Origin of the sequence: Psychromonas sp. psych-6C06, assembly GCF_002835465.1 — a bacterium.
GTDB lineage: Bacteria > Pseudomonadota > Gammaproteobacteria > Enterobacterales > Psychromonadaceae > Psychromonas.
This window is the reverse complement of the sequence record NZ_PIZM01000013.1, coordinates 14,163-36,780: the sequence shown is the minus strand read 5'-3', so window position 1 is coordinate 36,780 and position 22,618 is coordinate 14,163. Positions and strand designations below refer to the sequence as shown.

At 40.0% G+C, this 22,618-nt stretch carries 18 protein-coding genes and 1 tRNA gene; 5 read left to right on the top strand and 14 right to left on the bottom strand.

Annotation, left to right across the window (positions count from 1 at the left end):
* Positions 1–124 precede the first annotated feature (124 nt).
* Positions 125–215, bottom strand: a tRNA-Ser gene (locus tag CW745_RS15160).
* Positions 216–384: 169 nt separating this feature from the next.
* Here CW745_RS15160 and CW745_RS15155 point away from each other — a divergent pair.
* Both CW745_RS15155 and CW745_RS15150 read left to right on the top strand, forming a co-directional pair.
* Complete coding sequence (locus CW745_RS15155) at positions 385–2,358, top strand: exoribonuclease II (protein WP_101109543.1); 1,974 nt, start codon at positions 385–387, stop codon at positions 2,356–2,358.
* A 173-nt stretch (positions 2,359–2,531) separates the two neighbouring features.
* Entirely contained in the window at positions 2,532–4,796 is a 2,265-nt protein-coding gene (locus tag CW745_RS15150; protein ID WP_101109542.1) for a YgiQ family radical SAM protein, read from the top strand.
* 71 nt (positions 4,797–4,867) lie between these two features.
* Here CW745_RS15150 and recR read toward each other — a convergent pair whose 3' ends face one another.
* Genes recR through CW745_RS15125 form a run of 5 tightly spaced genes read right to left on the bottom strand, consistent with a single transcriptional unit; the run spans position 4,868 to position 9,975 of the window.
* Positions 4,868–5,464 (bottom strand): recombination mediator RecR, encoded by a 597-nt coding sequence (gene recR, locus CW745_RS15145; protein ID WP_101109541.1) that lies wholly within the window; start codon positions 5,462–5,464, stop codon positions 4,868–4,870.
* Between the two features lie 43 nt (positions 5,465–5,507).
* Positions 5,508–7,250 carry a family 20 glycosylhydrolase gene (locus CW745_RS15140; protein ID WP_101109540.1) on the bottom strand — a complete coding sequence of 581 codons (1,743 nt, stop codon included), beginning with the start codon at positions 7,248–7,250 and terminating at the stop codon, positions 5,508–5,510.
* 16 nt (positions 7,251–7,266) lie between these two features.
* The gene (locus CW745_RS15135) at positions 7,267–7,656 is read right to left on the bottom strand and encodes a RidA family protein (RefSeq protein WP_101109539.1); all 390 of its coding nucleotides are present in this window, start codon (positions 7,654–7,656) and stop codon (positions 7,267–7,269) included.
* Positions 7,646–9,088 (bottom strand): D-aminoacylase, encoded by a 1,443-nt coding sequence (locus CW745_RS15130; protein WP_101109538.1) that lies wholly within the window; start codon positions 9,086–9,088, stop codon positions 7,646–7,648. Before CW745_RS15130 ends, CW745_RS15135 begins: the two co-directional genes overlap by 11 nt.
* A gap of 20 nt (positions 9,089–9,108) precedes the next feature.
* A complete protein-coding gene (locus CW745_RS15125) occupies positions 9,109–9,975 on the bottom strand; it encodes a MurR/RpiR family transcriptional regulator (protein WP_101109537.1) in 867 nt (288 codons plus the stop codon).
* Between the two features lie 114 nt (positions 9,976–10,089).
* On the opposite strand from CW745_RS15125, the gene CW745_RS15120 reads away from it, so the two are divergent.
* A complete protein-coding gene (locus tag CW745_RS15120) occupies positions 10,090–11,301 on the top strand; it encodes an amino acid deaminase (RefSeq protein ID WP_202973208.1) in 1,212 nt (403 codons plus the stop codon).
* A gap of 254 nt (positions 11,302–11,555) precedes the next feature.
* Here the strand turns inward: CW745_RS15120 and CW745_RS15115 are convergent, their stop codons facing one another.
* On the bottom strand, positions 11,556–12,137 hold the full coding sequence (locus CW745_RS15115; protein WP_101109535.1) for a Fe-Mn family superoxide dismutase: 582 nt from the start codon (positions 12,135–12,137) through the stop codon (positions 11,556–11,558).
* A 202-nt stretch (positions 12,138–12,339) separates the two neighbouring features.
* On the opposite strand from CW745_RS15115, the gene grxD reads away from it, so the two are divergent.
* Entirely contained in the window at positions 12,340–12,672 is a 333-nt protein-coding gene (gene grxD, locus CW745_RS15110; protein ID WP_101109534.1) for a Grx4 family monothiol glutaredoxin, read from the top strand.
* A 101-nt stretch (positions 12,673–12,773) separates the two neighbouring features.
* On the opposite strand, the gene CW745_RS15105 is transcribed toward grxD, so the two are convergent.
* From CW745_RS15105 to zipA, 4 genes are all read right to left on the bottom strand, one after another.
* The gene (locus tag CW745_RS15105; protein WP_101109533.1) at positions 12,774–13,478 is read right to left on the bottom strand and encodes a DUF3581 family protein; all 705 of its coding nucleotides are present in this window, start codon (positions 13,476–13,478) and stop codon (positions 12,774–12,776) included.
* A 28-nt stretch (positions 13,479–13,506) separates the two neighbouring features.
* Entirely contained in the window at positions 13,507–13,767 is a 261-nt protein-coding gene (locus tag CW745_RS15100) for a DUF5062 family protein (protein WP_101109532.1), read from the bottom strand.
* 10 nt (positions 13,768–13,777) lie between these two features.
* Positions 13,778–15,784 (bottom strand): NAD-dependent DNA ligase LigA, encoded by a 2,007-nt coding sequence (ligA, locus tag CW745_RS15095; RefSeq protein WP_101109531.1) that lies wholly within the window; start codon positions 15,782–15,784, stop codon positions 13,778–13,780.
* Positions 15,785–16,016: 232 nt separating this feature from the next.
* Complete coding sequence (zipA, locus tag CW745_RS15090; RefSeq protein WP_101109530.1) at positions 16,017–16,925, bottom strand: cell division protein ZipA; 909 nt, start codon at positions 16,923–16,925, stop codon at positions 16,017–16,019.
* Positions 16,926–17,106: 181 nt separating this feature from the next.
* On the opposite strand from zipA, the gene cysZ reads away from it, so the two are divergent.
* Positions 17,107–17,892 (top strand): sulfate transporter CysZ, encoded by a 786-nt coding sequence (gene cysZ, locus CW745_RS15085; RefSeq protein ID WP_101109529.1) that lies wholly within the window; start codon positions 17,107–17,109, stop codon positions 17,890–17,892.
* 23 nt (positions 17,893–17,915) lie between these two features.
* Here the strand turns inward: cysZ and CW745_RS15080 are convergent, their stop codons facing one another.
* The 3 genes from CW745_RS15080 to pepN all read right to left on the bottom strand — a co-directional run bounded on the left by CW745_RS15080 (position 17,916) and on the right by pepN (position 22,615).
* Positions 17,916–18,389, bottom strand: a complete 474-nt coding sequence (locus CW745_RS15080; protein WP_101109528.1) for a response regulator — start codon at positions 18,387–18,389, stop codon at positions 17,916–17,918.
* Between the two features lie 10 nt (positions 18,390–18,399).
* Positions 18,400–19,812 carry an SLC13 family permease gene (locus CW745_RS15075; protein WP_202973210.1) on the bottom strand — a complete coding sequence of 471 codons (1,413 nt, stop codon included), beginning with the start codon at positions 19,810–19,812 and terminating at the stop codon, positions 18,400–18,402.
* A gap of 148 nt (positions 19,813–19,960) precedes the next feature.
* Complete coding sequence (gene pepN, locus CW745_RS15070) at positions 19,961–22,615, bottom strand: aminopeptidase N (protein WP_101109526.1); 2,655 nt, start codon at positions 22,613–22,615, stop codon at positions 19,961–19,963.
* Positions 22,616–22,618 lie beyond the last annotated feature (3 nt).

The window sequence follows — 22,618 nt, the reverse complement described above, 5'->3', positions numbered from 1 at the left end:
TTAGCAGCTCTGCCTTCACAAAATCGTTTGGGATAATTACTCCGCTCGATATTATCGGGGTATTTGCAAAGGGATAGAAAGCAAAAAATCGCTTACTGTAAAACAGTAAGCGATTTTTTTAATGTGGCGGAGGAGGAGAGATTTGAACTCTCGGAGAGCTATTAACCCTCGCTGGTTTTCAAGACCAGTGCATTCAGCCGCTCTGCCACCCCTCCGCAGAACGAGGCGCATAATAAACAGGTTTGCTTAAAAAGCCAAGCTATTTCTATAATTAATTTTATATTTTACCCTTTTAGACATTTGCCTCTTTTATTGCTTGAGATAAAACTTTATATTCCTATATCTAGTTTTTCTAACCTGCATTCATCTTAAGGTTTTTATTATATGTTTCAAAACAATCCGTTGCTAAGTCAATTAAAAGAAAAGATCCAACAAGATATTCCCAAGCGACAAGGGATCGTAAAAGCAACTGATAAAGGTTATGGGTTTTTAGAAACAGATAAAGGTAAACGTTTTTTTATACCACCGAATGAGATGAAAAAAGTATTACACGGTGATCGTATTACAGCCTTTATTCGTGAAAATGGTGACAAAAGCACAGCTGAGCCTCAGCAATTAAAACATAGCGAGACACAGGAATTTGTTGCGAAACTCTCGATGCAACAAAACAAAATTACCATCAAACCCAATAATGCTTTGCTAAAAGGTTTTTTTAAAATCCAAGGGGGCCAAAAGCTCACTCAGCTAGGCTACCAAGATGGTGATTGGGTGACCGTCAAATTGATTAAACATGCGCTTGAAGCAGGAAACGGTTTTTTAGTAGAGGTCATTGAAAAGGTCGCAGATGCTTCTGATCCTTTTGCTTATCGATTGATTACCGTTGCGACACATAAGCTTCCTAACAAAGCGCCAGAATTTAATCACCCTTGGCAAGTGATTGACCCTGAACTACCACGAGAAGATCTCACTAAACTCCCCTTCTTTACCATTGATGGCATCAATACGCAGGATATGGATGATGCGCTATACATTGAGAAAAGCGATAACGGCTGGTTTTTAACGGTGGCTATCTCGGATCCAAGTGCTTATGTTCCTGAAGATAGTGACATGGATGCGGAGGCTAAACGTCGAGGGTTCACACTTTATCTACCTAACTTCAATGTCCCTATGTTGCCACGAGACCTCAGCGATAGTTTATGTTCGCTCAAAGAGGGGGAAAAACGCGCGACACTTTGTTGTAAAATAGAAATTAACACTGATGGCGAAATAGTAGGCGAAGCACAATTTTTTGCAGCTTGGATGAAGTCTCATTACCGACTTAATTACAGTGATGTTTCTGACTACCTTGAAAGTGAAAACGAAAATGGTACTCATTGGAAACCAAATCGTCAGCTAAGCGATCAGCTCACTACTTTAAGTGAAGCTTCACTTAAACGTTTAGCGTGGCGAACTGAAAATAACGTCGTCTTTAAAAGCCAACCAGATTACACCTTAAAGCTTAATAACCGTGGTGAAGTTTACGAAATTCTTTGTGAGCCACGACGAACGGCAAACCGTCTTGTTGAAGAGTCGATGATTGCTGCAAACATCTGTGCAGGACAATTCTTAGCAAAACATAAACAGCAAGGTGTATTTAATACTCATTCCGGTTTTGCTAGTGATCGTTTGAAAAAAGCAGTTGAGCTACTTGCCCAATTTAATATTGAGTCAGACGCTGAAACGCTTGGCACACTTTCCGGTTACACCAAAATGCGCCAACAAACAGCCCTACTTCATAACTGTTATTTAGATCACCGTCTACGTAAATTACTTGCGTACGCCGACACTAAAAATAAACCAGAAGCGCACTTCACCATGGGCGTCGATTATTACGCAACTTGGACATCTCCTATTCGTAAATATGGTGATCTGCTTAACCACCGTTTAATTAAATCGGTATTACTTGGTAAAAATGATGTACACATTAGTGATGATATTGGTGTATTGCTAAACGAAGCGCGTAAATCGCAACGTCTTGCTGAACGTGACGTTAATAACCTACTTTATAGCCAATACTTAAAAGAACAAGAACAATCTAATTGGCGTTACAAGGCGGAAATATTCGATATTATCAAAGCTGGAGTACGTGTACGCATTCAAGAAAATGGTGCCACATTCTTTATTCCTAGCAGCTTATTATGCAGTGATGCTAAAGACAGTAAACAGATCACTTGTGATCGTGAGTTAGGTAAAGTCATGGTTGCAGAGCAAACAGAATTGCAACTGGGCGATGTTATTGATGTAATTTTGAATAATGTAAAACTGGAAACAGGGCAATTAATTGGCCGTTTAGCTGACCCTATTATCATTCCAGAATAAGTAAAAACTTCAATGCGTTGTATATTAAAGTAAATATAATATGCAACGTACTTCCATCTGCTAAGCACATATTACCACTTTACACTCCTATCATATCCTCATAAATTTCGCGGTTAAGAAAATCGATTAGCTATGCTAGACTGCGCGATTATTTACTATTACAGGCAACAATAATGAGTCTTGATCTACTACAGGCTGAGCGCCCACTTTTTTCATACCCGTCCTACAAAGGGCGCAATGAAAAGCCGGCTCCATTTTTACCAATGTCGCGCAAAGAGATGAAACAACTCGGTTGGGATAGCTGTGATGTTATTATTGTTGTCGGTGATGCCTATGTAGATCACCCCAGTTTTGGAATGGCTGTCATTGGCCGCACACTTGAAGCACAGGGTTATCGTGTTGGTATTATTTCGCAACCCGATTGGCACAGCAAAGATGCCTTCATGAAGCTTGGCAAACCGAATCTATTTTTTGGGGTTTCTGCGGGTAACATGGACTCTATGATCAACCGTTATACAGCAGAGCGACGTATGCGTCATGATGATGCCTACACGCCAAATAATGAAGGCGGTAAACGTCCTGATCGCGCTGTCTTGGCTTACACACAGCGCTGTAAAGAAGCCTATAAAGATGTACCTGTTGTGATCGGTGGTATTGAAGCAAGTTTACGTCGTATCGCCCATTACGATTACTGGTCAGACAAAGTTCGTCATTCTGTTTTATTAGATTCAAAAGCAGATATTTTATTATACGGTAATGCAGAACGACCATTACTGGAGGTTGCACACCGTATCTCACAGGGTGAATCACCAAAAGAGATGCTTGATATTCGTGGCACTGCGGTATTAGTTAAAGAAGCATTGCCTAATTGGGATGGCATCGATTCTCAACAGGTTGACCAATTAGGAAAAATAGATCCAATCATCAGCCCCTATGCCGATATAAATGTGCAGTGTGCAACGCAGCAGATAGCCGATCAAAGTAGTGCGACACAGGAAGACGTGACCCAGCCAATTACGGTATTACCGCCACTGGCTAAATCACACAAAAAGAAACCTTGGGAAAAGACCTATATTCAACTTCCAAGTTTTGAAAAAGTCAAAACAGATAAAGTATTGTATGCACACACGTCACGTGTATTGCATCAAGAAACCAATCCTGGGTGTGCCCGTGCGTTAGCACAGTTTCATGGGCAACGTTTATTATGGGTAAACCCGCCGGCTTATCCGCTTACCACAGAAGAGATTGATGCGGTATTTGGGTTTGAATATCAACGAGTACCTCACCCAAGTTATGGCGATGCTAAAATCCCTGCCTACGATATGATCCGTTTTTCTATCAATATTATGCGTGGCTGTTTTGGGGGTTGTACTTTCTGCTCTATTACCGAACATGAAGGCCGTGTCATTCAAAGTCGTTCGGAAGACTCAATTGTTAAAGAGATTGAGACGATTCGCGATAAAGTACCCGGTTTTACCGGTGTTATCTCCGACCTTGGTGGTCCAACGGCGAATATGTACCGTCTAAAATGTAAAAGCCCCAAAGCGGAACAAACCTGTCGTCGTTTAAGTTGTGTATTTCCTGATATTTGTCATCATATGGATACCGATCATCAGCATACTATCAGCCTATACCGCCGTACACGTAAACTCCCAGGTATTAAAAAGATATTGATCGCATCAGGGGTACGGTACGACATCGCCGTTGAAGATCCTATGTACGTCAAAGAGTTGGTTGAACATCATGTTGGTGGTTATCTTAAAATAGCACCAGAGCATACCGAGAAAGGTCCGCTTGATAAGATGATGAAACCGACCATGAGCAGCTATGAAGCTTTCAAGCAGATGTTTGAAAAATACTCAAAAGCGGCCAATAAAAAACAGTATTTGATCCCTTACTTTATCTCAGCTCATCCAGGTACCACTGATAAAGATATGATCAATTTAGCGTTATGGTTAAAGAGTAATAACTTTAAATTAGATCAAGTACAAAACTTTTACCCTTCTCCGATGGCAAATGCAACCACCATGTACCATACAGAGAAGAACCCGCTTCATAAAGTCAACAAAGAGAGTGAAGAGGTTGTCATCACCAAAGGCGCACGTCAACGTCGTTTACACAAAGCGATTCTTCGCTACCATGTGCCTGAAAACTGGCCTGAGATTCGTGAAGCGCTTAAACGACTTGGTCTTGCACGTAAACTCATTGGTCGTGGAGCAAACTGTCTGGTACCACCAGAAACACGTGATGAATTAAAAACGGCAGTGAAAAAGAGTGCGGGAGCTAAAGCATCCAAACCGGCGTTAAGTCGACATACCGGGTTAGATCAGTTTAAAAACAAAGGTAAATCTGCAAGCAATAAACTGGGAGCGAAAAAATCACGCCCGAACAGTAAAAATAAGATTGGCTCGACACGAAAAATCAAGCTAGGGAAATAGGTTAAAAGCTAAAAGGCTAAAAGGCTAGAGGGCTTGAAGGCTCTATAGCTTTCCAGCCTTCAAGCTTTTTTTTATATTTCTGCACGGCCTGAAAAGGAGTGTGACAAGGTTGTGCTATCCACAAATTCAAGCTCTCCACCTACTGGCACACCATGCGCAATTCGACTCACTTTAATCGCGTATTTCTTGGCCATTTCAGCAATGTAATAAGCGGTCGCCTCACCCTCAACGGTTGGGTTAGTTGCTAAAATGACTTCGTTAATATTACCCGATGAAAGTTGCGACTCTAATAGGTTCAATCCGAGTTGATCCGGCCCAACACCATCTAAGGGAGAAAGATGCCCCATTAATACGAAATAGGTGCCTGAAAACAACGCAGTTTGCTCAATGGCAAGTACATCTACCGGCATTTCAACAATACAGATAACACCGTTGTTATTACGCTTTTCATTACTACAAAGATGGCATAACTCAGTCTCTGTAAAGGTACGGCACTGTTTACAATGACCAATTTCATGTACCGCACGCTCTAATACATTACTTAATTTTAATGCCCCTTGGCGGTTTTTATCCAATAGATGATACACCATACGTTGTGCTGACTTAGGGCCGACACTGGGTAAAATTTGTAGGGCTTGGGTTAATTCATCTAACAAATTACTGCTCATCTTTCTTCTCTCGATAATCTCAATAATGAGGCGCTATATTACGCTATTGTTGCAATAAACGCTGTAAATAATGCAAGCGAGAAACACTATCTTGTAGGCCACCAATGCGATTATCGATTTTCCATAATCGTTCATATTCAACAATTAAAGGCACTAGTTGTGGCAACAGCTGTTGCTTACTGTTGACCGATAACTGTTTTGTATCGCGTGTATTTTCTTTTACTAATTCAGTCCCTAAAGCACAAGCGAAACGAAGAGTTTCTGCACTCCATGTTAACTGCTGACGTAAATAACTATCAGGTTGCTGACACAAACCATTAATCATTAACTTGAGTTGTTCAGTCGCTTTATCAAAGCCTGTTCGTGTTAAGTTTTGCGAATGTTTAATATGTCGCCCTGATTTTTGATCAAACAATAGTGGCCCAAAAAAGGCACAGTTCGGACAGGTAATTTCAGCATCAAGGTAGACATTTTGCAGTGCAATAATATAGGGGGAAAGTTGAGGCTCATTAGGGCAATAAAGTAACTTAAGCCAATCACAAACATCGATCTCTTGATTATCTTCAACACCCCAAGCAAGTGCAGCACCATAAATATAACCCGCTATCGGCATGGAAGTTTGTTGCGCATGCCCCATATCTCCCCATTCAGAAATATGATAACCCGTTGCCCCAAACTTAAGACCAGATTGTGCACCACGGAGCATCTGTGTTTGACAGTTTTGCCAACGGCCCGTAATGGAAGCGAAACAACAAGTTGAGATAACAACTTCAAAGGGTAGTCCTGTTTTTTGTAGCTGTTGGTGCTCTTTATCAAAGGGATGATCAGCTTCGTAGCCCCAGTTAAGCAAGGTTAAATTACGTGGCAGCTTGTCTTGTATTTCAGGATAATGAAACAACATATCGCTGAAAATTTGCGTATGTAAACCTCGCTTTTCGGTGTGTTGAAGTAACTTGTTGAGGTAACTGACATAAACTTCACCCTTGCCTAATTTGGCGCAGGCATCACGACTAACACCGACACCTAAATCCATGGTTTCATCAAAGTTTATATTGATTGTTTGGCTGCTAAAGTGAGGTACTAACTCATCCAATAATCTGTCAACAAAATCAGCGCTTGTCTCGCCTAGAGGGTTTAAGCCAAATGAAAATGGCCTAAAATCACCGCGTTGATCCATAAACCCTGACGTCTGTTCGGCTAAATATTTATAATCATCATGCTGTAACCAGCGTTCCATATGCCCAAAGGTTGCTTGGTTAATCACCAGTTCAATACCTTTTCGCTGACAATATCGATCGATCTTCCGAATATCATCACCATTATAGGGGCTACTGTGTTGCCAAACAGTTTGGTGTGCTTCATAGGCAAAGGTATGTTCCGTATAAAGCTGTAATTTATTGATACGTAATCGAGCCCATAGGTCAATCAAGCTAAAAAGATGCCCAAGTTTCGGTACTTTATCGCGACTAATATCTAAAATAATGCCGCGGTTTAGATAGTCCGGCGAATCTTCTATCTCTAAACAAGGAAATAACGGGTATTGTTCAGAAATCTGTTTAATTAAATTAAGCCCATACAATCGCCCTAATTGATCGCTAAAAGAGAGTGTTATTTGGGTGCTGGTGATCAAAAGATGAAATGCCTGTGCGCCTAAACTTAGATTGGTTTGCTCTTCAATCCCCTTAATAGGAGCACAATCTATGTCGATAACATCAGGGAGATTCAGTGCGATATCACATTGCCCCTCGCTTGAAGTTAACTTTTTAGGTATCGGTAATAATTTCATTTTTGACCCCTTGTGATTATTGTGGCTTTTTATAGCAAGTCACATCAACTTCTACTTTTACATCAACTACTAAGTCACAGACCATGCAGATACGCGCTGGCGGATGCTCGCCAAAAAACTCCTTAAAAACTTTGTTAAAAGATTGGAAATAACGAGAATCAGTTAAAATCACTTTAACATGTACAACATCCTGTAACCCATAACCGGCACTTTCCATGATATCGACACATTTTTGGATCGTCAGTCGTGCTTGATCTACAATTCCACCTTCAACAACTTCGCCATCAATCATCGGTGTTTGCCCTGAAACGTATAAAAACCCACCCGCTTCTACTGCACTTGAAAAAGGTAAATGTTGGCCACCAGTGCCCGTACCGCCCTCGGCACCAAAACGTTTAATACTCATTATTTTCTCCTTTATTTAATAAAAAATGTCCAAATCGGCCACCGATTAGCGTGCCTCCCTGGTAACTTAATTGACCGTTTACCCATACTCTTTGAATACCTGTCGATGCTTGAATCGGGTTTTCAAAGGTGGCATTCGCTTGTACTTTTTTCGCATCAAACAATACTAGATCTGCTTGATTGCCTATTTTAATTTCTCCACGTCCACGAAGCTGATATTGCTGCGCAGATAAACCAGTCATTTTATGAATTGCTTCGGGCAGTGAAAATAGATTTAATTCGCGACTGTAATGGCCTAATACTCGGGTGAATGCGCCCCATAACCTTGGGTGAGGATGTGGATCATTAGGTAAACCATCGGACCCTATCATGGTGCGTTTATACTTTAATACTCGCTGTACATCTTCTTCGTGTAAACCATGGTAAACAGCCCCCGCAGGTTGTAATCGCTTGCCGGCTTCTAGGAGTGAAACTTGCCAAACATCAGCTATCTCAGCCAATAATTTACCCGCCATTTGTGGCTCCGCATCTGACCAAGTGATAAAGATATCAAAGTCAGCTGTGATCTGATTAAGATCTAACGTCGAAGAGCTGGCGCTGTAGGGATAACAGTCGCAAGCAACTTTTTGCGTTTGCGCTTTATGCTCAAGTAATTTAAGCGTCTCAGTCGTCCGCCCCCAATTATTTGCCCCCGCACATTTTAAATGCGAGATAATTAATGGCACTTTTCCAGATTTTGCGGTATCGAAGGCCTCGTGCATCGCAGAAATTATTTCATCAAACTCAGTGCGTAAGTGTGTCGTATACACGCCATTATAAGTCGCTAAGCAAGCCACCAAGGCTTTGACTTCATCTATTGTGGCGCATTGCGCACTGCCATAGGCAAGGCCAGAGCTTAAACCAATAGCGCCATCTGCTAATGACTGTTTAAGCTGGGTTTGCATTGATGATATTTCATCATCAGTGGCACTTCGCTGTAGGCAATCCATGACATTATTACGCAGTGATGTGTGCCCTACTAACGCACCTACATTTACGCGTGGCTGTGCTTTTAAGACGGCGTCAATATAACTTTTGAAGCTAGGGTAATTAAAATCATCTGCTTGCCCTAATAGATTCATTGGATCGGGTGGCGTATTTGTTAAAGTAACTGGAGATGCACTAATACCGCAGTTGCCAACAATGACGGTAGTAACCCCCTGACTTATTTTTGTGAGCATATCTGGTTGTTTGATAACCTGTGTATCATCGTGGGTATGTACATCAATAAAACCCGGTGCAAGCACTAACCCGCCTGCATCAACAACAACCTCCTGAGGCCTTGCTTGAATATTGCCAATTGAAGCTATTTTATCATCATGAATGCGTAAATCTGCGTGATAACCGGGTCTACCTGTTCCATCAATAATCAATGCATTTTTTATTAATAACATCTCTTTACCCCATTTTAAGTTCAATCACCAAGTGGCAAGCGATCGCTTTTACCACGATAATTATCAAGGTTAACTTTTAGTTTTCTTAGCTTTTCTCGGGTTTTATGTTTCTGATTGATAGCGACTTCGGTCACCAGTACATCGATAGCAGCCATCATCACATAACGAGATGCAGTGGGTTTGAAGATGTAATCACTCTCCTCTATTTTTATCGGTAGTAGCAACGATGCAGCTTCACAGAGTGGTGTCCCCTTTTGAGTTATGGCGATAATCTGGCAACCATTGTGTTTGGCAATGCGCGCACTTTCTTGTACATCCGCAGAATAGCCACTTAGGGATAAACAGATAACAATATCATTTTTTTCCGATGTGGATGCCGCCATACGCATCAACATAGGATCACTATATGACTGGCAAAAATGTCCTAATCGAAACAGTCGATGTTGGATCTCCTGTGCCAAGACGGTTGATCCCCCACCAACACCAAAGACTAATATTTGCCTTGCCTTGGTGACCAACTCAGTGGCTTGATGCAAAATATCTTCACTAATTAATGTCGCATTTTCATTTAAAGCATGTTTAATGTTTTCATAAATAGCACTGATACCAGTCGACTCAACGGGAACATCACTAATAAAGCGTTGCCCCACCGCTAATGACTGGGCAATACGCATTTTCATATCTCGTACGTTTTGGCAGCCCACTACTTTGGCAAAACGGGTTATGGAAGCCTCACTGACATCGGCGGCTTCAGCGATCTCGGCAATACTGGCATTTGCCGAGAAATACAGATCTTTTAAAATTAACTGTGCCACTTTTTGCTCTGCACTGCTAAAAGCTCTCATTTTTTCATTTATAACCGAAACGATATCAACATCTAGTTGCACAATTAATCCTTACTATCAGGTACAAACTTGATTATAATGTTACTTAATATCATAAATCAAAGTTTATTTTGTTATTTAGTTACACAAAAGTCGATAAAAGGGAGTGTTTGTAAAATGGCAATTTCAGTTAGCAGTTCTGGTTTAAACTTATTAAATGAAGATCTCAGTCTTCCCTGTGCAGTGCTTTATCACTCTCGAATCCAAAATAATCTCAACTGGATGCAAAAGTTTGCTGAGAAAAACTGCGTTAAATTAGCGCCACATGGCAAAACATCGATGACACCCGCTCTATTTCAGTTACAGTTGAATTCAGGTGCTTGGGCGATCACATTAGCCACAGCACCACAAATCGTCAGTGCTTACGAGCATGGAATTAAACGTTTAATGTTAGCCAATCAGCTTATTGGCAAACAAAATATGCGCCTTATTCATGAAGTGATCTCGGATCGTGAAGTTGAATTTTATTGCTTAGTCGATAGCGTCGCGAATGTAGAACAACTGGGTCAATTTTTTAGAGATAAAAACGTCAATCTCAACTTGTTATTAGAAATTGGGGTCGCTTCAGGTCGTTGTGGCTGTCGCGATAAAAACAGTGCACTACAGGTCATTGAAGCAATTAATCGCTTTAAACATTTAAAACTTTGTGGTGTTGAATTTTATGAAGGCGTTATTCATGGTGAAGATGAAGTGACGCTTATTAGCGATTTTATTAACAGTACCATCCATTTCACACATCATTTAATCGAAACAAATTGTTTTGATAGCCAACAGGTTTTATTAACCGGCGCTGGCAGTGCTTGGTATGATGTTGTCGCAAAAACATTTACTGAAGCAAAACTTAATTCACGCATTATTCCTATCATCCGCCCGGGATGTTACCTAATTCATGACACCGGTATCTATCAAGAGGCGCAACAAGCGGTGGTAACACGCAGTCAAATAGCCTGTGATTTAAATAACGAATTAGGTGCTGATTTACAATCTAGTTTGGAAGTGTGGGCATATGTACAATCGATACCCGAACCCGGACATGTGATTATTGGAATGGGTAAACGCAATGTCGCATTTGATGCCGGTTTACCTATACCAGAGCTTATTTATCGCCCTGACGACCAACAAGTTAATAAGGTGCTAAATAATTGGAAAGTAACTGATATTATGGATCAACACGCCTATCTTTCCTGCCCTGTTGATGCAGATATTGCCGTTGGAGATATGATTGCTTTTTCAACCTCTCATCCCTGTTTAACCTTTGATAAGTGGCGCAAAATACAGTTAATTGATGATAGTTATCGGGTAAAAGAAACGTTAGATACCTTTTTTTAAAAGGCTTATACCAAGCGAATTAAGTATATGATCTAAATTTTGTGCGGGAAAAGTGACTTAACTCAAGGCGAAACTTGAGACACTATCGAGTTTGTTTCCGTTACGAAAGTTTCAACGAAGATGTAAGTTGCTTTAACCAGTAAAATAGAGCAACTATTTATTTATAAATTAATACTGTTAACATATTAATTTATAAATAAAAAAAGGGTTAAGATAATACCTTAACCCTTTTTATTTTCTTCACTAAAACATGTTTACGCGTAATTTGAGTTTACAAAATCCCAATTTACTAATGCCCAGAAACCATTTAAATAGTTAGGGCGAACGTTACGATAATCGATGTAATAAGCGTGTTCCCATAGATCAACCGTTAGCAATACAGTGACTGACTCGTCAGTCAACGGCGTCGCTGCATTTGAGGTGTTTACTATCTCTAAGGCTCCGTCTGATTTTTTTACAAGCCAAGTCCAAGAAGAACCAAAGTTGTTAACTGCTTTGTCATTCCAAGCGGCTTTAAACGCATCAAAAGAACCAAAAGTTTGGTTAATTGCATCTGCAATCGGACCGGTTGGCTCGCCACCGGCATTAGGTGCTAAACAGTTCCAATAGAAAGTGTGATTCCAAACTTGAGCCGCATTGTTAAACACAGGGCCTTCACTATTTTTAACAATCTCTTCTAATGAACTGTTTGCTAAGTCAGAGCCTTCAATCAAACCGTTTAGTTTTACAACGTAAGTCGCATGGTGCTTTTCGTAGTGAAACTCTAAAGTTTCAGCTGAGATATGTGGCTCTAGGGCATTTTTTTCAAAAGGTAACGCTGGTAATTCAATTGCCATGATAATTTCTCCGTAACTACTTCATTTATAGGATGTAACAAACGTTTAAATAAATATGTTAATATTTCATTCTCGGTAATAAATTGATCTATGTCAAACTTATTTTATGGTAAAATAATCTTTATTATCCCTATAGAGAATAACGTTTTTTTCGTTAACGTTAACGGGTACAATTCATAAAAATCATTATTAGGAAATTAAAATGGAAACTTTAGAAAAGATCAAAAGCCAAATCAGCGAAAATAGCATCCTACTTTACATGAAAGGATCACCAAAATTACCAAGCTGTGGTTTTTCTTCACAAGCTTCACAAGCATTAATGCAGTGTGGTGCTCCTTTTGCTTATGTTGATATTTTACAAAATCCAGATATCCGTGCAGAGCTACCAAAATATGCAAACTGGCCAACATTCCCACAGCTATGGGTAGATGGTGAATTAGTCGGTGGTTGTGACATTATCATGGAGATGTTCCAGACAGGCGAACTTCAACCAATTATTGCAGCAGCCGCAAAAGCAAGTGAAGAAGCAGAATAATTACTGTTAATCGCTGCCAAGCGAATTGCTAAACACAAACAAAAAAGACGCTTCAATGTTTAATTGAAGCGTCTTTTTTATTATAAAACTGTGGCGCCTATCTAAAAAGCATCTCGTCTTGCTTCATACCCTTTTACAAACTCAGTGATAACTTCTTCATCGTAAGGCTTTAAACCTGCAATCACTAACTTTTTAATCCCCTTACCTGATAATTTATCACCATCAAAAATATCAAAGTGTAAGTAACTGTTTGCTCGCTTAGGCTCAACCTCTAAGGTTGAATCGGCTAACTCTAGGCGCATTGATTGTTCAAAATCAACACTTTCAAATTCAAAACTCATGCTGTTATACATCACCAAAGGACGATTTGGGTTAAACATCACATCGTGCTCTTTCATTAACGGCATCAGCAAAGTTGGAAAGTTTTGCCCTGAAAATTGCCCGTAATTTTTAATTAATGACTCTACAAAGTGGCTATCGCGATTAATTTTCCCTTTACGCTCAATCTCTAGGACACTTTTTCCCTGTGCATTGGTGATCACAATACTGTTTTCATCTGTTTCAGGAAAATTTAGCGCCATATCGGCCCCTACCATATTGGTAAAGGTAAAGCTCATCGATTCACTCACACCATAAGTATGCAGTGCTAATGAAAAAAGTAGATCGCCAGGGACACAAAAGCGTTTATTATCAGGATCGTGGATAGGATTAAAATCAAAGCATTGTAATTTTGCAAAATCACTTGCCTGCGTTGCTGATACACTGATTAAATTGTCTTTTGTGGTATAAAAAGGGGTTAATAACATTAATATTCTCGATTTTTACTAGTCTAATTTACTGTAATAGTGAATGATCTGCTGGTAGGTGTTTCATTATCCAAACCACCAATTTATGACGAATATTCGCCGTCGTTTCATCATTCTTATTTAATGGTGTAATGAGTTTATCCTGTACTAGCAGTCGATAAATAACTTCTTGCTTATCTTTAGCAGAAGTAGTGCCATCAATGCCTGCATAACCTCGTTTAAGGGCGTAACTTGCCCCTAATTTTATCGCATGTTGTAGTAGTTGAGATTCATTTTTTATCTTCTTCATGAGCTTCCCTTTAAAGATTATTTAGTAAATTCATCAACGCATCTTCATCCATGATCGCTATGCCAAGCTCTTGTGCTTTAGTCAGCTTAGAGCCAGCAGCCTCACCAGCAATGACAGTGGTCGTCTTTTTAGAAACACTGCCAGCCACCTTCGCACCTTTATCTTGTAGAGCAGTTTTAATCTCTGCTCGTGTAAGTCGTGTAAAGGATCCTGTGATCACAAATATCTGCCCTGTTAAAGACAGCTCGCTTTGTGACGCTGTTTTTATTTCAGGCCAATGGATACCTGCATCAAGTAGTTGATTAACAACCTCTATATTATGCTCTTGGCGAAAAAAGTAGTAGATATGTTTAGCGACAATTTCACCAACATCAGACACCGATTGCAAATTCTCAACGGAAGCGTCTTTTAATGCATCAATATTTTTATAATAGTTCGCTAAGTTATTCGCAGTAGCTTCACCCACTTCACGAATACCTAATGAATAGAGGAAACGTGCGAGCGTCGTTTTTTTGCTCAACTGTAAGCTATTAATGAGCTTTTTAGCAGAAACATCCCCCATACGTGGTAAAGAAGAAACCTGAGTTGCTGTTAAGTTAAACAGTTGTGCAGGAGACTTAATCAGACTGTGATCAACCAATAACTCCACCAACTTATTGCCTAAGCCGTCAATATCTAACGCTTTACGCGAAGCAAAGTGTTTAATCGCCTCTTTGCGCTGTGCACCACAAAATAAACCACCGGAACAGCGAATGGTTGCTTCGCCTTCAATGCGCTCCACTTCACTGTCACAAACTGGACAACGTGCAGGAAAAACAATTGCTTTACATTTTTCTGCATCACGTTTTTCTAGTATAACGCGCGCTACTTGTGGAATAACATCACCAGCGCGTCTGACCACAACTGAATCACCAACCAAAATACCAAGGCGTGATATTTCATCTTTATTATGTAGTGTTGCATTAGAAACCGTTACTCCACCGACAAATACTGGTTTTAACTTAGCAACAGGGGTGATCGCACCGGTTCGCCCTACTTGGAACTCAACGTTTTCAACAGTAGTGATAGCTTCTTCAGCCGGAAATTTAAAGGCAGTTGCCCAACGTGGGGCGCGAGCAACAAAGCCTAGTTTTTGTTGCAAAGCAATATTATCAACTTTGTAAACCACCCCATCAATTTCATAGGCTAAATTGGGGCGTTTAACGGTGATCGATTGATAATATTCTAAACAAGCTTGCTCGCCACTGACTCGCTTAACCTCTTCTGAAACTGGCAATCCCCATCCTCTAAGTTGCTCAATACGTGCAAATTGACTGTCCGCGAGCTCGCCATCAAATACCCCAACAGCATAGCAATAAAACGCTAAGGGACGACTGGCTGCGATTTTTGAGTCTAACTGACGCAGGCTTCCGGCGGCTGCATTACGTGGGTTTACAAATGGTTTTTCTCCGGCATCCATCAACTTTTTATTGAGCTTAGCAAAGCCAGCTTTGAGCATGAATACTTCGCCACGTACCTCGAGGCGAGCAGGAATATTTTCTCCACGTAGCTTAAGGGGAATATTTTTAATCGTTTTGACATTTTCGGTAACATTTTCACCGGTTTGACCATCACCTCGCGTCGCGGCTTGCACTAACACCCCATTTTCATAGATGATACTAGCAGCCAAGCCATCTAATTTTGGTTCAATACAAAATTCTATCTCAGCGGATGTGGACTTATCTTGAGCACGTTTCATAAAGTCTTTCAATGCCTGTGCTTCGAACACATTATCTAGACTCAGCATCGGTATTTCATGAGTGACTTGTTCAAACTTACTCAGCGCCACACCGCCGACTTTTTGTGTTGGTGAGCTAGGCAGTGGATGCCCTTCTGTATTTGTTTCTAAGGCAAGCAGTTTCTGAAAGACACGATCATATTCGGCATCAGGTACAGAGGGATTATCAAGGACATAATATTGGTAGTTATAGCTTTCTAATTGTTCGCTTAATTGCTCAATTTCGTTTTCAATGCTCATTTTAAACCTGATCTTTATACCAATCGAATTAAGTATTTAATCTAAAATTAACGCAGAAAAAATGACTTATCTCAAGGCGAAATTTGACGTAAATGATTGTTCTCATTTACGAAAATATAAGTTATTTTAACCAGTAAAATAGAAAAACTATTTACTTCGTATAGTATTATTTATAAAAAAACCTCGATATTCGAGGCTTTAAACAACAATGCGCTATCACTAATTTTACTAACTAGATATAACGCAGTAGACGGTTATTGTACTCAATAAATTGCGCTTTAGTAAGGGGTTCACGCTCGGCATTAAGGACATCACAGTCAAACTCCTCAGCCATCTGCTCAACAGCACGTAGCATCATGTCAAAGGATTTTTTAATGTCGATATCTTTATTAGGTGCGGTCAAGAAAAAAGACACCCCTTCAGATTTAAACTGTTCCATATTATCAACATCAAATATGCCAGGAGCCATCATATTAGCAATACTGAATAATACCGGACCAGTACCGTCTGACTCCTGATGACGATGAAAAATAGACATCTCACCAAAACGAAAGCCAGAAGTTAAGAAAAACTGCAGCAATTCATGCCCACCAAGCTGATTATCTTCACGCGCAACAACGTTAAAAATAAATAAGTCTTGAGGTTGAACCGCTACTTTATCAGTTGCTTCAGAATCCGCTTTGACCTTCTCGTCAGCAACAACCTCTGGCTCAACAGGACTCACAATTTCAACAGTATCTTGTTCTTCAGAAGTAGCCACAACTTTAAGTTCTTCTGCTTCTTCGATAACGTCCACCGTTTCAGGGGCTAGTTCATCAACTTTTATTGATGCTTGCACAACTTCTTCAGTCTCATCAAACTTTATAGGCTCTATCTGATCATCATCAACAACCTGTGAGAAATCGATATTTTCTGGTTCAGGTTCACTGCCCTCATTACTAATAATACGTACTTCACCCAACACTCCATCACTCTCTTGAGGCGTTTCCTGCGGAGACGATTTTTCCGCAAATATATCAACTCTGACATCACCTTCAGATGCAGACTGTTTCTCTTTACGACTGACCAAATAACCATGAATAAGGACACCGCCGATTGCAAGCAGTCCGATAACGATGAGAATTGATTGAAAATGTTGCATTTTTGTTACTCTTGATTGGATAACGATTGGTTGAATATCGCTAAACTAGCATTGAATACTGGCGAGCGTCCATCACTAGCCCGATTTTTTTTATAAAACTGTTAAGGAATAATTATTTTCTACCATTATTTATGCAAAGCAGAGTAAAATACCTTCATTATGAATGATATGGACTTGTTAAATGTTAAATAATACCAACATCAATAACCCAGTTTCAGGGATCAATTACCTGCTTAAAGGTGCACAATTATTAAGCCACCCTAAACTACGTATTTTTGTTCTAATTCCATTAATGATCAATGTACTCATTTTCGCCAGTGCATTTTGGTTCTTGTTCACTACTATCACTGATTGGATAGAAAGTTACATGGCTGGTTTACCTGACTGGTTAAGTTGGCTGAGCTACCTTTTTTGGCCATTCTTAATATTTTCATTACTGGTCAGTTTCGCTTTCATTTTTTCTACGGTTGCCAACCTTATAGCGGCACCTTTTAATGGATTGTTAGCTGAAAAAACAGAAAATTTATTAATTGGTGAGCCAATAAATGACGATGGTTTAATGGATCTTGTTAAAGATTTGCCACGGATATTTAAGCGAGAGTTACAAAAGTGGGCCTATTTTTTACCACGTATGCTTGTTTGCGGGCTACTGTTTTTTATTCCTGCTTTTGGGCAACTCGTCGCCCCTTTCGTTTGGTTTGTTTTTGCTGGCTGGATGATGGTGATTCAATACGCAGACTTTCCCTTTGATAACCACAAAATCCCTTTCGCAGATATGAAAAAAGCACTATCAGTAAGATTGGGTAAAAACTTAACATTTGGCATGTTGATCAGCTTTTTCACGACCATTCCTGTACTTAATTTTATTATCATGCCGGTTGCCGTTTGTGGCGCAACAGCATTTTGGGTCGATATTTACAAACATGAACAGCTAGCAATCAAAAAAAAGCAGATAACAGAGCATTAATTAACCCGATATTTACATAGAGATTATTTTAATAATCGGTATAAGGTTGGGGCATCGAGTTTTTCAATATAAGCGTCATACTCGATGCCTCGCTCAACAATAAACTCTGTCAATAACTCCTTAACTGTTTGTAATAGTTCAGCAGGGTCCCATACTTTTTCCAAGAAATTATCTAATTTAGCATTGTTGATAGCACGGATAGTATCTGCTTGGGTGGCAAGCCCAGTGAGCAACAACTTTTTGGTGCCTAAAAAACGCGGATCTAACTCAACCTCGGTTAACAACTCAACGCCCGTTTTCTCTGGCATAACATGGTCAGAAATAAGCACCGCTACATACTCTTGATTTGCATCTAATTCCTCTAACAATTCGAGGCATTCGATGGCAGATTCACACTCTTCAATATTAAATAGCTCGCTCAACTCATCAAGATCTCGCACCACAGAATCAAGTACTTCACGTTCATCATCAACACAAATAATATTAATATTTTCCATCTGACTACTCCTAAATAAAGGCGATTTGATTCAATATGTATAACATTGCAAAGGTGATTAATAATCCAACTATGCCTAATATGATGCCAACTTTAGCCATCTGTTTTGTTTCAATCTGGCCTGATGCATAGGCTAATGCATTAGGCGGTGTACTCACTGGTAAAGACATGCCTAATGAAGCAGCAAAAGTCACCGCCAAGATAAGCGCGACTTCTCCGCCAAATGGTAATACATCGTGCATCGAAGCCCCTAAAGCAGCCACTAACGGAAGCAATAAATTGGCCGTGGCGGTATTAGACATAAAGTTAGCCATAATGATGCAAAGTAATGATGCTCCTACCATGAGCAACAAAGGGTGGAAACTTGAAAAAGGGATCGCGTCAATCGCATTCTTAGCAAGCCCAGATTTATCAAGCGCAACGCCCAACGCAATGCCTCCTGAGACTAACCACAAAATATCCCATGAGATCTTCTTTAAATCCTCTTTGGTGATGATTTTAAACATAGAAAACACGGCCACTGGAATCAACGCGATAACGTAAGAGTTCATACCATGCAGCCCTCCCATCAACCACAATAAGATGGTCACAATAAAGGTGACATAAACAATTATCGCTTTTGGCGTTTTTAAAAACTGCCCCTTAATATCGAGTTTTATCCGTTTAATTTTTGCAGGAAAAAGTGAGTTTAACAGTAGCCAGGCAATCAATAACATCACCACTACAAAGGGCACGCCAAATGCCATCCAACCACCAAAAGTAATATTGTTTTCATCTACTAAATATTTAAGTGCAACGGCATTTGGTGGTGTTCCAATGGGGGTTGCCACGCCACCAATATTGGCGGCAACAGGCACGGATAACGCAAAAGCTACCTTGCCTAAATCATCACGTGCAAACAGCGCGATCACCGGGGTTAATATCGATAACATCATCGCAGTCGTTGCGGTATTGCTCATAAACATCGAGAAAATAGCAGTAATGATCATCAAGCCTAACATGACGTATTTAGGGTTTTCTCCAAAGGGCTTTAAAAGCACACGGGCAAGGTTAATATCCAGTCGGTATTTAGTGGCCGCTAGTGCTAGAAAGAATCCTCCTAAGAAAAGCATGATAATCGGAGAAGCAAAAGTAGCCATTATGGTTTGATGACTGAGTAAGTTACCTAGATCAGGTGAAGTAACTTTGGTAAACCACAACCCTTTATCTGAGATAATTAATAACTCAAGTACGATGATCAATAACGAGGTCGCATAAATAGGAATTGGCTCGAGTACCCAACATAACGCAGCCATTACAAATATTGCAATCACCCTTTGTTCAACCATTGTTAAACCATCAATGCCAAAGCTTGAAGCAGGAAGCGCTAGAATGATTAATGGAATAATCACAGGAAGGATAAATTTCAGATATTTACTCATAATCGCCCTTCATAGTCAGTCGGCCATAAACTAATTTTGGACCTATCCCTGTATAAAGTACTGCAGTAGATCAAAACATAAAAAAAAAGCCTGACTGAATATTCAGAAAGGCTTTGATGGTCACATTATTTATTAGCTAATGCACTGTTATTTATTGCGCTAATGCTTTGCTCACTTTTTCATAAAGATCCAGCGATAAATCATCAATCGCCAATAAGCGCTGCAGCTGTGATTTGATCAATTCAATGCGTGTTTTATCCAATCGTTTAAACTGAATCAGTGGCGTAATTAAACGTGCGGCGACCTGCGGGTTTTGACTATTCAATTTTATTAACTGATCGGTTAAGAAACGGTAACCACTGCCATCAATCGCATGGAAATAATAGCTGTTTGCATTGACAAAGGTGCCCACTAAAGCGCGTAAACGATTCGGGTTACTATAGTCAAAACTACGATGAGCAAACAGCGCTTCAATATTTGCCAACACACTATCGCTAGACAAAGAAGCTTGTAGGGCAAACCATTTGTCCATCACCAAGCCATTTTCAAACCATTTGTCATCAAAGTCTGCCATTACCGCATCACGACATGCCAATTTACCGCTATTTGCAGCTTGAAGCGCACCGAGGTGAACGGTCATATTATTAGAATCTTCAATTTGCTTTAGCACTAACTCATTAGCTAGGGTTTTATCGCTTTTAGCAATATAAGCGATAGCACAATTAGCTAATTTACGCTGCCCAATATCCGCGCTATTAGGTTGGTATTCACCGGCAACATGGTGCTGATGATAAAGCGTCACAAAGTCACTTTGTAAGCTAGTCGCCAGTGTCTTGATAATGTAATTACGCGCTTCATGTAAGGCTTCGATATCAACACAGTCAAAAAGCTCCATTGCACCACTTTCACTGATAAACTCAAACATATCAGCAATCAGTGCTGGATCTAACTGGTCGTTTAACAGCACAGATTTAAACGCATCTACAAACAGCGTAGGTAGAGTAAATGCTTGCCCTTGTTGTTTTAATAAAACATTGCTTACTAAGTATTTATTAAATAACGTTTGCCCTGCATCCCAACGCGAAAATTCATCACTTGCAAAACGCATCAGGTGTAAAAGTTGTTCATCACTATAGCCATATGTGTATTTTACAGGTGCAGAGAATCCACGGAATAAGCAAGGCACAGGTTTTTCACTTAAGCCTTTAAATACAAAGGTTTGCTCTTTTTGTGTCAGACTAATTACCTTCGTTAATTGAGCATTTCCTAAATCTAATGCATTGCCCTGAGCATCTAAGAGCTCAATATCCACAGGAATATGTAGCGGTTCCTTTTTCTTTTGATCAGCGGTCGGTAAATTTTTCTGTTTAAAAGTTAGTTGATAACTATTTGTTGATGCATCAAAGTGATCGCTAATATTGATTTGTGGCGTACCCGATTGCGAATACCAACGTTTAAACAGCGTTAAATCGATACCACTGGCATCGGTCATGGCAGCTACAAAATCATCACAGGTAACGGCCTGACCATCATGACGTTCAACATATAGCCCCATCCCCTGTTGGAATTTTTGCTCACCTAATAGGGTATGTAGCATACGAATCACTTCAGAGCCTTTATCGTAAACAGTCACCGTGTAGAAGTTATTCATCTCCATCACCGAGGCTGGACGAATAGGGTGAGACATTGGTCCTGCATCTTCAGCAAACTGATGATTACGCATAACTTTTACATTTGCGATTCGGTTTACTGGGCGGCTGCCCATGTCGGAGCTAAATTCCTGATCACGAAATACCGTTAAGCCCTCTTTCAAGCTCAATTGGAACCAATCTCGGCAGGTGATACGATTTCCGGTCCAGTTATGAAAATATTCATGGCCGATGACCGCTTCGATTCCTAAATAATCTTGGTCAGTGGCACTTTGTGAATTCGCTAATACAAACTTAGAGTTAAAGACATTTAGGCCTTTGTTTTCCATCGCCCCCATATTGAAGAAATCAACGGCGACAATCATGTATATATCTAAGTCATATTCTAAATTGAAACGAGTTTCATCCCACTTCATGGCGTTTTTAAGTGATAACATCGCATGCGCGGTTTTATCTAAATTGCCTTTATCAACAAACAACTCAAGGTCAACCGTGCGTCCACTTTTAGTCACAAAGGTATCGCGTAGACAATCAAAATCACCAGCAACAAGGGCAAATAGATACGCAGGTTTTGGGAAGGGATCAACCCATTTAACATAGTGACGGCCGTTATCTAAATCACCTTGCTCAACACGGTTACCATTTGAAAGTAATGATGGGTAAAGTTGTTTATCTGCACTAATTTTAGTGCTGAATTTTGCTAATACATCGGGTCGGTCTAAATAATAGGTAATACGGCGAAACCCTTCCGCTTCACACTGAGTACAAAAAGCATCACCTGATTTATATAAACCTTCAAACGCTTTGTTATCCAATGGATTGATTTCGGTTTCAATTTCAAGGATGAACTGTTCAGGTAATTCAACCAGTTCGATGCCACCTTCCACCAGTTTATAGTTTTCAAATGTTTGTTGATTAACGCGAAGCGAACGTAGGTTAAGCTGTTCACCAAAAAGAGCTAACGGACTGTTATCGCCGCCAACACGTTTCACCTGACTGGTCGCTTTCACTACGGTATTTTGATCATAAAGGTCAAATTCAAGGTCTAAACTGTCTACTAAAAAGTCAGAGGGCTGATAGTCGGCAAGATGTTTCTCTTGTGGATTTTTTTCAATCACTTGTTCATTATTTTCTTCAATAGAGGAGGATTGGCTCATGAT

Coding starts and splice junctions, on each gene's coding strand:
- CW745_RS15155 (WP_101109543.1), top strand. CDS start 385: ATGTTTCAAAACAATCCGTTGCTAAGTCAATTAAAAGAAAAGATCCAA.
- CW745_RS15150 (WP_101109542.1), top strand. CDS start 2,532: ATGAGTCTTGATCTACTACAGGCTGAGCGCCCACTTTTTTCATACCCG.
- recR (WP_101109541.1), bottom strand. CDS start 5,464: ATGAGCAGTAATTTGTTAGATGAATTAACCCAAGCCCTACAAATTTTA.
- CW745_RS15140 (WP_101109540.1), bottom strand. CDS start 7,250: ATGAAATTATTACCGATACCTAAAAAGTTAACTTCAAGCGAGGGGCAA.
- CW745_RS15135 (WP_101109539.1), bottom strand. CDS start 7,656: ATGAGTATTAAACGTTTTGGTGCCGAGGGCGGTACGGGCACTGGTGGC.
- CW745_RS15130 (WP_101109538.1), bottom strand. CDS start 9,088: ATGTTATTAATAAAAAATGCATTGATTATTGATGGAACAGGTAGACCC.
- CW745_RS15120 (WP_202973208.1), top strand. CDS start 10,090: ATGGCAATTTCAGTTAGCAGTTCTGGTTTAAACTTATTAAATGAAGAT.
- CW745_RS15115 (WP_101109535.1), bottom strand. CDS start 12,137: ATGGCAATTGAATTACCAGCGTTACCTTTTGAAAAAAATGCCCTAGAG.
- grxD (WP_101109534.1), top strand. CDS start 12,340: ATGGAAACTTTAGAAAAGATCAAAAGCCAAATCAGCGAAAATAGCATC.
- CW745_RS15105 (WP_101109533.1), bottom strand. CDS start 13,478: ATGTTATTAACCCCTTTTTATACCACAAAAGACAATTTAATCAGTGTA.
- CW745_RS15100 (WP_101109532.1), bottom strand. CDS start 13,767: ATGAAGAAGATAAAAAATGAATCTCAACTACTACAACATGCGATAAAA.
- ligA (WP_101109531.1), bottom strand. CDS start 15,784: ATGAGCATTGAAAACGAAATTGAGCAATTAAGCGAACAATTAGAAAGC.
- zipA (WP_101109530.1), bottom strand. CDS start 16,925: ATGCAACATTTTCAATCAATTCTCATCGTTATCGGACTGCTTGCAATC.
- cysZ (WP_101109529.1), top strand. CDS start 17,107: ATGTTAAATAATACCAACATCAATAACCCAGTTTCAGGGATCAATTAC.
- CW745_RS15080 (WP_101109528.1), bottom strand. CDS start 18,389: ATGGAAAATATTAATATTATTTGTGTTGATGATGAACGTGAAGTACTT.
- pepN (WP_101109526.1), bottom strand. CDS start 22,615: ATGAGCCAATCCTCCTCTATTGAAGAAAATAATGAACAAGTGATTGAA.